General features: G+C 55.6%; 14 protein-coding genes. 10 read left to right on the top strand and 4 right to left on the bottom strand.

Annotated features, from left to right (window positions below; genetic code table 11):
* The 3 genes from degS to zapG all read right to left on the bottom strand — a co-directional run bounded on the left by degS (position 1) and on the right by zapG (position 3,097).
* Positions 1 to 1,068, bottom strand: a complete 1,068-nt coding sequence (degS, locus tag N2K86_RS20030) for an outer membrane-stress sensor serine endopeptidase DegS (protein WP_260659743.1) — start codon at positions 1,066 to 1,068, stop codon at positions 1 to 3.
* 92 nt (positions 1,069 to 1,160) lie between these two features.
* Entirely contained in the window at positions 1,161 to 2,528 is a 1,368-nt protein-coding gene (degQ, locus tag N2K86_RS20025; protein WP_260659742.1) for a serine endoprotease DegQ, read from the bottom strand.
* 170 nt (positions 2,529 to 2,698) lie between these two features.
* Positions 2,699 to 3,097, bottom strand: coding sequence for a Z-ring associated protein ZapG (gene zapG, locus N2K86_RS20020; protein WP_010436126.1), 399 nt, complete (start codon positions 3,095 to 3,097; stop codon positions 2,699 to 2,701).
* Between the two features lie 189 nt (positions 3,098 to 3,286).
* Between zapG and zapE the strand changes: the two genes are divergently transcribed.
* The 10 genes from zapE to nanQ all read left to right on the top strand — a co-directional run bounded on the left by zapE (position 3,287) and on the right by nanQ (position 11,871).
* Entirely contained in the window at positions 3,287 to 4,411 is a 1,125-nt protein-coding gene (gene zapE / locus N2K86_RS20015; protein ID WP_260659741.1) for a cell division protein ZapE, read from the top strand.
* 346 nt (positions 4,412 to 4,757) lie between these two features.
* Positions 4,758 to 5,186, top strand: coding sequence for a 50S ribosomal protein L13 (gene rplM / locus N2K86_RS20010; protein WP_006178824.1), 429 nt, complete (start codon positions 4,758 to 4,760; stop codon positions 5,184 to 5,186).
* Positions 5,187 to 5,201: 15 nt separating this feature from the next.
* The gene (rpsI, locus tag N2K86_RS20005; RefSeq protein ID WP_003860436.1) at positions 5,202 to 5,594 is read left to right on the top strand and encodes a 30S ribosomal protein S9; all 393 of its coding nucleotides are present in this window, start codon (positions 5,202 to 5,204) and stop codon (positions 5,592 to 5,594) included.
* Positions 5,595 to 5,899: 305 nt separating this feature from the next.
* Positions 5,900 to 6,538 (top strand): stringent starvation protein SspA, encoded by a 639-nt coding sequence (gene sspA, locus N2K86_RS20000; protein WP_010436114.1) that lies wholly within the window; start codon positions 5,900 to 5,902, stop codon positions 6,536 to 6,538.
* A 5-nt stretch (positions 6,539 to 6,543) separates the two neighbouring features.
* Positions 6,544 to 7,041 (top strand): ClpXP protease specificity-enhancing factor, encoded by a 498-nt coding sequence (gene sspB, locus N2K86_RS19995; RefSeq protein WP_260659740.1) that lies wholly within the window; start codon positions 6,544 to 6,546, stop codon positions 7,039 to 7,041.
* A 102-nt stretch (positions 7,042 to 7,143) separates the two neighbouring features.
* A complete protein-coding gene (gene nanR, locus N2K86_RS19990; RefSeq protein ID WP_260659739.1) occupies positions 7,144 to 7,926 on the top strand; it encodes a transcriptional regulator NanR in 783 nt (260 codons plus the stop codon).
* A gap of 124 nt (positions 7,927 to 8,050) precedes the next feature.
* Positions 8,051 to 8,944 carry an N-acetylneuraminate lyase gene (gene nanA, locus N2K86_RS19985; protein WP_260659738.1) on the top strand — a complete coding sequence of 298 codons (894 nt, stop codon included), beginning with the start codon at positions 8,051 to 8,053 and terminating at the stop codon, positions 8,942 to 8,944.
* Positions 8,945 to 9,056: 112 nt separating this feature from the next.
* A complete protein-coding gene (locus N2K86_RS19980) occupies positions 9,057 to 10,541 on the top strand; it encodes an MFS transporter (RefSeq protein WP_260659737.1) in 1,485 nt (494 codons plus the stop codon).
* Entirely contained in the window at positions 10,538 to 11,407 is an 870-nt protein-coding gene (nanK, locus tag N2K86_RS19975) for an N-acetylmannosamine kinase (protein WP_260659736.1), read from the top strand. The genes N2K86_RS19980 and nanK overlap by 4 nt, the downstream gene beginning before the upstream one ends.
* Positions 11,404 to 11,871 carry an N-acetylneuraminate anomerase gene (nanQ, locus tag N2K86_RS19970; protein ID WP_260659735.1) on the top strand — a complete coding sequence of 156 codons (468 nt, stop codon included), beginning with the start codon at positions 11,404 to 11,406 and terminating at the stop codon, positions 11,869 to 11,871. The genes nanK and nanQ overlap by 4 nt, the downstream gene beginning before the upstream one ends.
* A gap of 34 nt (positions 11,872 to 11,905) precedes the next feature.
* Here nanQ and gltD read toward each other — a convergent pair whose 3' ends face one another.
* A complete protein-coding gene (gene gltD / locus N2K86_RS19965; protein ID WP_260659734.1) occupies positions 11,906 to 13,324 on the bottom strand; it encodes a glutamate synthase subunit GltD in 1,419 nt (472 codons plus the stop codon).
* Positions 13,325 to 13,327 lie beyond the last annotated feature (3 nt).

Raw genomic sequence — 13,327 nt, 5'->3', positions numbered from 1 at the left:
TCAGTTTGTCGCCGGGTATTCCTGAATCGTCACCTGAATCGTCAGCTTCTTATCATTACGCATGACTTCTACCGGGATGATTGAGCCTGGGCGGATCTCCGCCACCTGGTCCATTGTCTCAAGCGCCGAGACTGCCGGTGTGCCATTAACCGACACGATGACGTCGTTAACCTGAATACCCGCTGCCGCTGCCGGGCCACCAGGCGCTACTTCATTCACCACAATCCCCTGAATCTGGTCGATCCCACCGCCCTGGGTATGCATCGGCGCAATTTCACGTCCACCGATACCAATGTAGCCACGGATCACGCGCCCGTCGCGAATGAGTTTGTCCATGATCTTGGTTGCCAGCTGGAATGGAATCGCAAAGCCAATCCCTTCCGGCGTCTCGCCATCGTTACTCTTATCGAACGAGAGGGTGTTGATGCCCATGAGCTCACCCAGTGAGTTCACCAGCGCGCCGCCGGAGTTACCGTGGTTGATTGAAGCATCGGTCTGAAGGAAATTCTGCCGCCCTGACGGGTTCAGGCCGATTCGACCGGTGGCGCTGATAATCCCCTGGGTAATGGTCTGGCCCAGGTTGTACGGGTTACCTATCGCCAACACGACGTCGCCAATATGTGGCGTGCGTTTACGGTTAATCGGAATGGTGGGCAGGCCACCCGTGGCGTTGATCTTAAGTACCGCCAGGTCGGTCAGGCTGTCAGAGCCCACGAGTAACGCTTCAAAGACGCGACCATCCTGCAAGGCGACGATAATCTGGTCGGCATCGTTAATCACGTGCTTGTTGGTAATGATGTAGCCACGTTCATCCATAATTACGCCGGAGCCGAGCGTGCGGATCTCCAGCTGGTTATGGGCCGAGGTATTCAGTCCTCGGTTATACACGTTGACCACGGCGGGTGCGGCACGGCGAACAGCCTGATTGTAAGTGGCAGGCGTTTCATCCGTACTGTCAAACTGGGGGGCCGTCAGTTTGTTGAACTGACGCAAAGACGGCATAGCCACCAACAGCAGGCCAGCAACGATCAAACCGATAGCAATGGAACGAAAGAGCTTTAAAAGCATGATGCGCGTGTCGTTAAAAAATGAACGGTTTGCAGCATAACATGAGTTATCCGGACATCACATGCAGCGGTGATGTCCGGGGTCGCAAATGCTTAGCGCAATAAAATATAGATAGTCTCTTTGCCACGCATGACCTGCAGGGCAATGACCGTTGGCTTACTTTCCAGCACCTTGCGCATTTCTGCAATAGATTGCACGCGAGTGCGGTTCACGCCGATGATGACATCATCCTGATGCAATCCCGCCTGTGCGGCAGGGCTGCTCTTCTCGACGGTATCAATAGTAATGCCTTTCGTGCCGTCTTTGAGCTGGCCGTCGCTCAACGTCGCGCCTTGCAGGGCCGGGGCGATCAGCTCGGCGCTGGCGGAAGAAGAGGTGCTCTTATCCAGCGTGACTTCAACGTCCAGCGGTTTGCCGTCGCGAATCAAACCGAGTTTCACTTTGGCGCCAGGCTCGGTGGTGGCAATGCGAGAACGCAGTTCTGCGAAGCTGTTCAGCGGTTTATCGTTCAGGCTGACGATGACATCGCCGGATTTCACGCCTGCTTTCGCCGACCCGGAATTTGGCAGCACTTCGCTGACAAATGCGCCGCGCTGGACGTTGACGTTAAAGGCTTTGGCGATATCCGCGCTCATCTCCATCCCTTTGATGCCCAGCAGCCCACGTTTGACTTCACCAAACTGAATGAGCTGTTGAGACAGGGTTTTGGCCATATTGCTCGGTATGGCAAAGCCAATCCCGATACTGCCGCCGCCGGGGGCGAGGATCGCCGTGTTGATACCAATAAGCTCACCGTTCAGGTTGAGCAGGGCACCACCCGAGTTACCGCGGTTAATAGACGCGTCGGTCTGAATAAAGTTTTCCAGCCCTTCCAGGTTCAGGCCGCTGCGCCCAAGTGCGGAGACGATCCCGGAGGTGGCAGTCTGGCCCAGACCGAAGGGGTTACCAACGGCGACGGCAAAATCGCCCACGCGCAGCGTGTCGGAGTCCGCAATGGCAATCTGTGTCAGGTTGCTGGGTTTTAGGATCTGCAGAAGCGCAATATCGCTCTGGTCATCGCCGCCGATCAGTTTGGCGTCAAATTCGCGTCCATCATTGAGCTGGACGCTGATTTTATCCGCCTGACTGATCACATGGTTGTTGGTCAGGATATAGCCCTTGGCCGCATCAATGATCACCCCAGAGCCCAGTCCTTCAAATGGCTGCGCCTGCTGGTCGGGAGATTCATCACCGAAATATTTCTTCAGTTCTTCCGGCACGCGCTGGCTTTGCCGCGCGGTGCCTTCGACCTGGACGCTGACCACGGCGGGCAGCACTTTTTCCAGCATCGGCGCGAGGCTAGGAATGGCTGCCTGTCCCGGCACCTGCGAAGGCAGTGCCGCGTGGGCAGGGAAGGACGCCGAGAGAGATAACCCGACACTTAACGCTAAAGCGCTCAACAGCTGGTTTTTTTTCTTCATTGATGCTGACTCTCGTATCCTGGAATGAAAGAAGAACGGCCCAAAAACATCTTGATGTTATTGAATTTTCAACTGCTGAACAATGAGGTGTTTGACTAAATAATAGCTGGGGACGGGAAGAAAGGACGGGCGCAAGAGATGCGCCCGTAAAATTTATTCATGTTTTGCGATTAATCGCGTTTTGCGCCACCGCGCAGCAGGCCGGACGCGCCGTCCGAATAGTCGCGTGGCATCTGAACCGGAGCCTGATCGTTACCCGCTTCAGAGTCTGCCAGACGGTTGCGGAACGGGTTCGTTTCTGCGGTCATTTCCGGCAGCAGGCTGCTGGAGCTTTTCGCCATGTGTTGATACAGCTGGCGATAGTCGGTCGCCATGTTGTCCAGCAGCTCGGCGCTACGGGCAAAGTGGCTGACCAGCTCTTCACGATACTCTTCCAGTTCGGCTTTGTTCTTTTCCAGTTCGTACTGCAGTGACTGCTGCTGACGCAATTTGCGATTACCGAAACGCATGGCCACAGCACCGATGACGATGCCGACGACTAAACCGATTAGCGCATATTCCCAGGTCATGAACTTCTCCCGTTGTCTTGTTGTTCCGTAGGGTGTTGGCTCGGCTCCTGCCTGTGCCTGATATTGCCACTATAACCGCTATTTCTTCAGAAGTGGAATCCTGACGTATCATCGCGTAGTGTAGAACGGCCTTTTTTTCATCAGTCGCGCCCGATGGTGAGTAATAACTGAAGGAATAACAATAAGATTATGCAAAGCCTGTCCCCCTCATCGCGTTACCAACTGGCCCTGAATGAGGGCTCACATCAGCCGGATGACGTGCAGCGTGAAGCGGTTAATCGTCTGAATACAATTTATCAGGAGCTCACAGCGAAACCCGCAGAGGCGGTGCAAAGTAGTGGGCTGAAGGCTGCATTCGGCCGGTTGTTGGGGAAAAAAGAACCTCAGGTTAACGCGTCGGTACGTGGCTTATATATGTGGGGGGGCGTCGGGCGCGGTAAAACCTGGCTGATGGACATGTTCTACCAGAGCCTGCCGGGCACGCGTAAACAACGCCTGCATTTTCACCGCTTCATGCTGCGGGTTCACGAAGAGCTGACGGCATTGCAGGGCAAAAGCGACCCGCTGGAAATTGTGGCAGACCGCTTTAAGGCGGAAACGGACGTACTCTGCTTTGACGAATTTTTTGTTTCCGATATTACGGATGCGATGCTGCTGGGCGGGTTGATGAAAGCGCTGTTTGCGCGTGGGATTACGCTTGTAGCGACCTCGAACATCCCGCCGGACGAGCTGTACCGCAATGGTTTGCAGCGCGCGCGCTTCCTGCCCGCTATCGATGCGATAAAACAGCATTGCGACATCATGAACGTCGACGCGGGCGTGGATTACCGCCTGCGCACGCTGACTCAGGCCCATTTGTGGCTTTCGCCGTTGAACGCAGAAACCACAAACCAGATGGATAAACTGTGGCTGGCGCTGGCGGGGGCAAAACGTGAGCGTGCCCCGGAACTCGAGATTAACCATCGTCCCTTGCAAACTCAGGGCGTAGAAAATCAAATCCTGGCCGTCTCCTTTGCGACACTCTGCGTCGATGCCCGCAGCCAGCATGATTACATCGCGCTTTCGCGCCTGTTCCACACCGTGATGGTGCTGGATGTGCCGGTGATGACGCGCCTGATGGAAAGCGAAGCGCGACGCTTCATTGCGCTGGTGGACGAGTTTTATGAGCGCCACGTTAAGCTGGTGGTCAGCGCTGAGGTACCTTTATATGAGATTTACCAGGGGGAGCGGCTGAAGTTTGAGTTCCAGCGCTGCCTGTCGCGCCTGCAGGAGATGCAGAGCGAGGAATACCTTAAGCTGGAGCATATGCCATAAATGCCCCCCTCTCCCCGTGGGAGAGGGGCTGGGGGTGAGGGCTCCAGACCTTAACAATTGCCCCCCTCTCCCTGTGGGAGAGGGGCTGGGGGTGAGGGCACCAGACCGCACAAACTTGCCCCCCGAAAAACCCATTCCAAATCGCATTTAAGGGTCGATCTTTGACCTCAACTTCTCTATAATCTTGCGACCCCACGTTACGAGAAGGTTTTTTTCCCGAAACTTTCTATGTGTCGGCATGTGCTATTCGAAGGGGTAGGTTTGCCGGACTTTGTCGTGTGAGCCTCAACTGACTAAACGTTTGGGTGTTCACCAACGTGTAACTTATTATTTGGGTAAGCTTTTAATGAAAACTTTTACAGCTAAACCAGAAACCGTACAGCGCGACTGGTATGTTGTTGACGCGACCGGTAAAACTCTGGGCCGTCTGGCTACTGAACTGGCTCGTCGCCTGCGCGGTAAGCATAAAGCGGAATACACTCCGCACGTTGATACCGGTGATTACATCATCGTTCTGAACGCTGATAAAGTTGCTGTAACCGGCAACAAGCGTACTGACAAAGTGTACTATCACCACACTGGCCACATCGGTGGTATCAAAGAAGCGACCTTTGAAGAGATGATTGCTCGCCGTCCTGAGCGTGTGATTGAAATCGCGGTTAAAGGCATGCTGCCAAAAGGCCCGCTGGGTCGTGCTATGTTCCGTAAACTGAAAGTTTACGCAGGTAACGAGCACAACCACGCGGCACAGCAACCGCAAGTTCTTGACATCTAATCGGGATTATAGGCAATGGCTGAAAATCAATACTACGGCACTGGTCGCCGCAAAAGTTCCGCAGCTCGCGTGTTCATCAAACCGGGCAGCGGTAAAATCGTAATCAACCAACGTTCTCTGGAACAGTACTTCGGTCGTGAAACTGCCCGCATGGTAGTTCGCCAGCCGCTGGAACTGGTTGATATGGTAGAAAAACTGGATCTGTACATCACCGTTAAAGGTGGTGGTATCTCCGGTCAGGCAGGTGCGATCCGTCACGGTATCACCCGCGCTCTGATGGAGTACGACGAATCCCTGCGTTCTGAACTGCGTAAAGCTGGCTTCGTTACTCGTGACGCGCGTCAGGTTGAACGTAAGAAAGTGGGTCTGCGTAAAGCACGTCGTCGTCCACAGTTCTCCAAACGTTAATCCATTCTGCTTACGCAGTACGATTGGCGAAAAACCCGCTTCGGCGGGTTTTTTATGGATAATGCGTAGGTTATCCACAACATGAATTGATATATCTCCTCTTTTTCCACATTTCCAGAATCCCCTCACCACAAAGCCATCAAAATCTGGTAAACTATCATCCAATTTTCTGCCCAAATATCGGTGAATACTCGATTTTTGTTCGATTCTTGAACAATGTGTTTTCTCTGGGATGGGCAATACATCATCTGGCTGGCCCTGGTGGGCCGGTAGCAGTAAAATTCTGAATATACCTGGAGGTTTTCATGGCTGTCGCTGCCAACAAACGTTCGGTAATGACGCTGTTTTCTGGTCCTACTGACATTTATAGCCATCAGGTTCGTATCGTGCTGGCCGAGAAGGGTGTCAGTTTTGAGATCGAGCATGTGGAAAAGGATAACCCTCCTCAGGATCTGATCGATCTCAACCCGAGCCAGAGCGTACCAACGCTGGTGGATCGCGAGCTGACCCTGTGGGAATCCCGTATCATTATGGAATACCTGGATGAGCGTTTTCCGCATCCGCCACTGATGCCTGTTTACCCTGTTGCGCGTGGTGAAAGCCGCCTGTACATGCAGCGTATCGAAAAAGACTGGTATACGCTGATGAACGTTATCGTTAACGGTACGTCGTCTGAAGCGGATGCTGCACGTAAACAACTGCGAGAAGAGCTGCTGGCAATCGCGCCAGTCTTTGGTCAGAAGCCTTTCTTCCTGAGCGATGAGTTCAGCCTGGTCGATTGCTACCTGGCACCACTGCTGTGGCGTCTGCCTACGCTGGGTGTTGAGTTCAGCGGTCCGGGTGCGAAAGAGCTGAAAGGCTACATGACGCGCGTATTTGAACGCGACTCTTTCCTGGCTTCTCTGACTGAGCCGGAACGTGAAATGCGTCTCGGCCGAGGCTAATGACTGTGGAAATGTCACAACTTTCCCCACGCCGTCCGTATCTGCTGCGCGCCTTCTATGAATGGCTGCTGGATAACCAGCTCACGCCGCACCTGGTTGTGGATGTGACGTTGCCGGACGTGCAGGTTCCTATGGAATATGCACGTGACGGACAGATCGTGCTGAACATTGCGCCGCGCGCGGTGGGTAACCTGGAGCTGGCAAACGACGAAGTGCGCTTTAATGCGCGTTTTGGCGGCGTACCGCGTCAGGTTTCCGTACCACTGGCTGCGGTTCTGGCGATCTACGCACGTGAGAACGGTGCGGGTACCATGTTTGAGCCGGAAGCGGCGTATGACGAAGATGTTGCCAGCCTGAATGATGATGACGCTTCCGAGGAGCGCGAAAGCGACACGGTGATGTCACTTATTGATGGCGACAAACCCGATCATCACGACGACAACGACCCTGATGACGATCCGCCTCCGCGCGGTGGTCGTCCGGCACTTCGCGTCGTGAAGTAATCAAACAGGCCCATAGGGCCTGTTTTGCTTTCTGCCCCTTTTCGCCACCTGTTATTTCCTGTGTTATGATGAATTTTTCTTCCTTTCCGGCACCGGACTGCAATGAAACCGACTGATCTTAAAGCTGAAAACTCTGATGAAACCATTGGCCGCAGCCTGCGACGTCGTCCGCTGGCGCGCAAGAAGTTGTCCGATATGGTGGAAGAAGAGCTGGAGCAGATGATCCGCCGGAAGGAATTTGCGCAGGGAGAACAATTGCCCTCCGAGCGCGAACTGATGGAATTCTTCAACGTCGGTCGCCCCTCGGTGCGTGAGGCGCTGGCGGCGCTGAAGCGTAAAGGTCTGGTGCAGATTAACAACGGTGAACGCGCCCGCGTTACCATGCCTTCTGCCGATACCATCATCAGCGAGCTTTCCGGCATGGCAAAAGATTTCCTGACCCAGCCAGGGGGAATTGCCCATTTCGAGCAGCTGCGTCTGTTTTTCGAATCCAGCCTTGTTCGCTTTGCCGCTGAATTTGCCACTGACGAGCAAATCGATCGCCTGACAAAAGCGCTGGAGATCAATAGCCAGTCGCTTGATGATAATGCGCTGTTTATTCGCTCCGATGTCGACTTTCACCGCGTGCTGGCGGAGATCCCCGGCAACCCGATCTTTAACGCTATCCACGTTGCGTTGCTGGATTGGCTGATCGCCGCACGTCCAACAGTGCCGGAGGCTGAGCTGTATAAGCATAATGAAGTCAGCTATCGCCAGCATATCGCGATCGTTGATGCGATCCGCCGTCGCGATCCTGATGAGGCTGACCGCGCGCTACAAACCCACCTCAATAGCGTGTCTGCGACCTGGCACGCCTTCGGCCAGAGTTCCAAAGCCAAAAAATAACGATCTCCTTTAGTGAAGTCGATCGCAATATAAGCGATCTGTATTCCACTGCTGCGTAATTGATCTGGTATAACAGGTATAAAGGTATGTCGTTATAACAAACACACGATCAATTGAGGTATCTATGGCAACGCAATTACGCGGCGTAATGGCCGCACTCCTGACCCCCTTCACCCGCCAACAGGCGCTGGATAAAGAGAGCCTGCGCCGTCTGGTGCAGTTCAATATTACGCAGGGCATCGACGGTCTGTATGTCGGAGGTTCAACGGGGGAAGCCTTTGTGCAAAGCCTCTCCGAACGCGAAGAGGTGATGGAGATTGTGGCGGATGAGGCGAAAGGGAAAATCACCTTAATCGCCCATGTCGGTTGCGTCAGCACGGCGGAAAGCCAGCAGCTGGCCACCTCTGCCGCCCGGTATGGCTTTGACGCCGTGTCCGCCGTCACACCGTTCTACTATCCCTTCAGCTTTGAGGAACATTGCGATCACTACCGTGCAATTATTGATTCTGCGGATGGTTTGCCGATGGTGGTTTATAACATTCCGGCGTTAAGCGGCGTGAAGTTAACGCTGGATCAGATCAATACCCTGGTGACGCTGCCGGGGGTGGGGGCGCTGAAGCAAACCTCTGGCGATCTGTTCCAGATGGAGCAGATCCGCCGCGCGCATCCGGATCTGGTGCTCTACAACGGCTACGACGAGATCTTCGCCTCCGGCCTGTTGGCAGGGGCAGACGGCGGGATCGGCAGCACGTACAACATCATGGGCTGGCGCTATCAGGCGATTGCCAACGCCGTTCGTGAAGGGGATAACGCCACCGCACAACGCCTGCAAAGCGAGTGCAATAAGGTCATCGACTTGCTGATCAAAGCCGGTGTCTTCCGTGGGCTAAAAACAGTGCTGCACTATATGGATGTGGTATCGGTACCGCTGTGTCGCAAACCGTTTGCCCCTGTGGACGAAAAATTCTTGCCGGAGCTGAAAGCCCTGGCGGAGCAGTTAATGGCGGAAAAACGCTAACGCATTGCCGGGTGGCGCTCCGCTGACCCGGCCTCCAAAAACGCGATACGTAGGCCGGATAAGGCGCAGCCGCCATCCGGCAAAACGACAAAGAAATCGTCGGGAGAGTGAAATGAGTAAGTCTACCCAAAGCATCCCGTGGTACCGCCATCTTACCCGTCCACAGTGGCGTGCGTTTTCCGCTGCCTGGCTGGGATACCTGCTTGATGGCTTCGATTTTGTATTGATTGCCCTGGTCCTGACAGAAGTAAAAAGTGAATTTGGCCTGACGACGGTGGAAGCGGCGAGCCTGATTTCGGCGGCCTTTATTTCACGCTGGTTCGGTGGGCTGTTACTGGGGGCAATGGGCGATCGCTACGGCCGTAAGCTGGCGATGATCACCAGTATTGTCCTCTTTTCCTGCGGTACGCTGGCCTGTGGTTTTGCGCCGGGCTATGTCACGATGTTTATCGCCAGGATGGTGATTGGCATGGGGATGGCGGGCGAATACGGCTCCAGCGCAACCTACGTCATTGAAAGCTGGCCGAAGCATCTGCGTAATAAGGCGAGCGGCTTTTTAATTTCAGGCTTCTCCGTCGGTGCCGTGCTCGCCGCACAGGTCTACAGCCTCGTGGTCCCCGTATGGGGCTGGCGCGCACTGTTCTTTATTGGCATCTTGCCCATCGTGTTTGCCCTGTGGCTGCGTAAAAACATTCCGGAGGCGGAGGACTGGAAAGCGAAGCACGAAGGCAAAGCCCCGGTGCGAACGATGGTCGATATCCTTTATCGCGGCAAATACCGCGTTATCAACGTTGCGATGACGCTGTTTGCCGGAACGGCACTATGGCTCTGTTTCGCCGGTGAACTCAATAACGCAGGGCTGGTCGTCATTCTTGGCCTGCTATGCGCCATTGTTTTTATCAGTTTTATGGTGCAAAGCAGCGGTAAACGCTGGCCCACGGGGGTCACGCTAATGGTCGTCGTGCTGTTCGCCTTCCTCTACTCATGGCCGATTCAGGCGTTACTCCCTACTTATCTGAAAACCGATCTGGCGTATGACCCGTCTACCGTGGCGAAGGTTCTGTTCTTTAGCGGTTTCGGCGCAGCGGTGGGCTGCTGTGTGGGCGGTTTCCTTGGTGACTGGCTGGGGACGCGCAAGGCTTACGTCTGCAGCCTGCTGGCCTCACAGCTGCTTATCATCCCCGTATTTGCGATTGGTGGCGCTAATGTCTGGGTGCTGGGCCTGCTCCTCTTTTTCCAGCAAATGCTGGGGCAGGGGATATCAGGGATCTTACCCAAACTCATCGGGGGCTATTTCGATACCGACCAGCGGGCTGCTGGCCTCGGCTTTACCTACAATGTCGGGGCGCTGGGCGGGGCGATAGCTCCGGTGATTGGCGCGCTGCTGTCGCAGGATATGGCGCTGGGCACCGCTCTCGGCTCGCTCTCCTTTGGCCTGACGTTTGTGGTGATCCTGTTGATTGGTCTGGATATGCCGTCCCGCGTTCAGCGCTGGATCAGACCCGAAGCACTGCGCACCCACGACGCTATCGACGGTAAACCGCTGAGTGGCGCTTTCTCCGCGGGCAGTGTCAAAAGCGAGCAGGTGGTGAAATGACGACGCTGGCGATTGATATTGGCGGCACAAAGCTCGCCGCTGCCCTGCTGGAGGGGAACAGTCTGTCGATGCGCAGGGAGTGCCCAACCCCCGCCAGCCATACGCCAGGTGCGCTGGAGGAGGCGCTGCGTACTCTGGTTTCACCGTTGGTTACCCACGCCCGGCGCGTGGCGGTGGCCTCGACAGGGATTATTCACAACGGAATACTGACCGCCATTAATCCGGCCAATCTGGGCGGGCTGGCGCACTTTCCGCTGGTCACATTTCTGGAGGAGACCACACAATTACCGGTGATGGCGATAAACGACGCGCAGGCTGCCGCCTGGGCCGAGTACTGCGCGCTGCCGGGTGAAGACGATATGGTCTTCCTGACGGTATCAACCGGCGTGGGCGGCGGCATTGTCCTCAACGGAAAGCTGCAGACGGGCTGCGGCGGTTTGGCGGGGCATTTGGGGCATACGCTGGCCGACCCAGCCGGGCCGTTTTGTGGTTGTGGACGAAGAGGGTGTGTTGAGGCCATCGCATCCGGCAGAGGCATTGCTGCCCAGGCGCAGGGCGATTTAGCCGGGTTGGATGCAAAAGCCATATTCAACCGTGCCGCGCTGGGCATTCCTCAGGCACGCAAGCTGGTGGCGAATTCTGCACACACGCTGGCGCGCCTTATCGCCGACACGAAAGCCGTCACCGACTGTCAGGTGGTCGTCGTGGGCGGCAGCGTTGGGCTGGCAGAAGGGTATTTGCCGTTGGTCGCAAAGTATCTTTCACAGGAGCCTGACGTGTATCAGGTTCCACTTCGGGCGGCCCACTACCGCCACGACGCCGGGCTACTGGGTGCGGCGCTGTTAGTACAAGGAGAGGCATTATGATGATGGGAGAATTACAGTCGCTGGCATCATCGGGTCTGCCCGCTGTTCTGGTGAATGCGCTAACGCTTGCCGTTGCTGCAAGACCGCAGGAAAAATCGCCTGGCCATTATGCACTACAGGGCGATGACGTCTTTATGAACGTCATGCAGTTTGCCACACAAGAGCCGGCGCAGAAGAAGGCCGAACTGCATGCGCAGTATATCGATATCCAACTGCTGCTAACCGGGGCTGAGCGCATTGCGTTTGGTGTTGTGGGCTCTGCACGCGACAGCGAGGAGATGCATCACGATGAAGATTATCAGCTTTGCAGCCGCATTGAAGCAGAGCAATCGGTGGTGCTCAAACCGGGAATGTTTGTCATTTTTATGCCAGGAGAGCCCCATAAGCCGGGGTGCATAGCTGAATCGGCGGGGGAGATTAAAAAAGCCGTTGTGAAGGTTCGTGCCAGCTTGTTAGCCGCATAAAAAAAGCCGGATGGAGATCCATCCGGCTTGTCTTTTACACTTCCAGGTAGTTCAGTATACCGTCAGCCGCTTTACGCCCTTCGGCAATCGCCGTCACTACCAGATCGGAACCGCGAACGATATCACCACCGGCGAAGATTTTCGGGTTGCTGGTCTGGAAGGCATTGTCGCTACCTTCTGGGGCGATTACGCGGCCCTGTGAATCCAGCTCAACGCTGTGCTTCGCCAGCCACTCCATGCTGTGAGGACGGAAACCGAACGCCATCACCACGGCATCGGCCGGGATCACGTGTTCAGAGCCTGCCACGATTTCCGCACGACGACGGCCTTTCGCATCCGGCGCACCCATTTCCGTGCGCGCCATCTTCACGCCGCTCACTTTACCGTTGGCATTCACTTCAATACCCAGAGGCTGGATGTTGAACTGGAACTCCACGCCCTCTTCACGCGCGTTTTTCACTTCGCGTTTAGAGCCCGGCATGTTCTCTTCGTCACGACGGTAGGCGCAAATCACGTGTGCCGCATTCTGACGAATGGAGGTACGCACGCAGTCCATCGCGGTATCACCGCCGCCCAGCACCACCACGCGTTTGCCTTCCATGCTGACGAAAGGCTCCTCGGCGGTTTCACCGTAGCCCATCAGCTGTTTGGTGTTGGCAATCAGGAACGGCAGCGCGTCATAAACGCCCGGTGCATCTTCGTTCTCCAGACCGCCGCGCATGGACTGATAGGTGCCCACGCCAAGGAACACGGCGTCGTAATCCTTCAGCAGATCGTCGAGCTGCACGTCGCGGCCTACTTCCACGTTCAGTTTGAACTCAATGCCCATGCCGGTGAAGATTTCACGGCGACGGGTCATAACCTCTTTTTCCAGCTTAAAGGCCGGGATACCGAAGGTCAGCAGACCGCCGATTTCCGGATGGCGGTCAAAGACCACCGCCTTCACGCCGTTGCGGGTCAGCACGTCCGCACAGGCCAGGCCTGCCGGGCCTGCACCGATGATCGCCACGCGCTTATCGGTTTGACGCACGCCGGTCATATCCGGACGCCAGCCCATCTCGAACGCTTTATCGTTGATGTAGCGCTCGATGTTGCCGATGGTCACCGCACCGAACTCGTCGTTCAGCGTGCAGGAGCCTTCGCACAGACGATCCTGAGGACACACCCGGCCGCACACTTCCGGCAGGGTGTTGGTCTGGTGAGACAGCTCGGCGGCCTCAAAAATACGCCCTTCGTTGGCCAGCTTCAGCCAGTTCGGGATGTAGTTATGGACCGGACATTTCCATTCGCAGTAAGGGTTACCGCAGGACAGGCAGCGGTCTGCCTGTGCCTTGGCCTGGCCTTCCGAAAACGGCTCGTAGATTTCAACAAATTCAATTTTGCGGATCTTCAGCGGTTTCTTTGGCGGATCAACACGCTGCAGGTCGATAAACTGGTATACGTTCTGGCTCATCTG

The sequence above is a fragment of the Enterobacter mori genome (assembly GCF_025244905.1).
Classification (GTDB): domain Bacteria; phylum Pseudomonadota; class Gammaproteobacteria; order Enterobacterales; family Enterobacteriaceae; genus Enterobacter; species Enterobacter mori_A.
The sequence above is the reverse complement of the archived record's forward strand: the minus strand, read 5'-3'. Positions and strand labels throughout refer to the sequence as shown.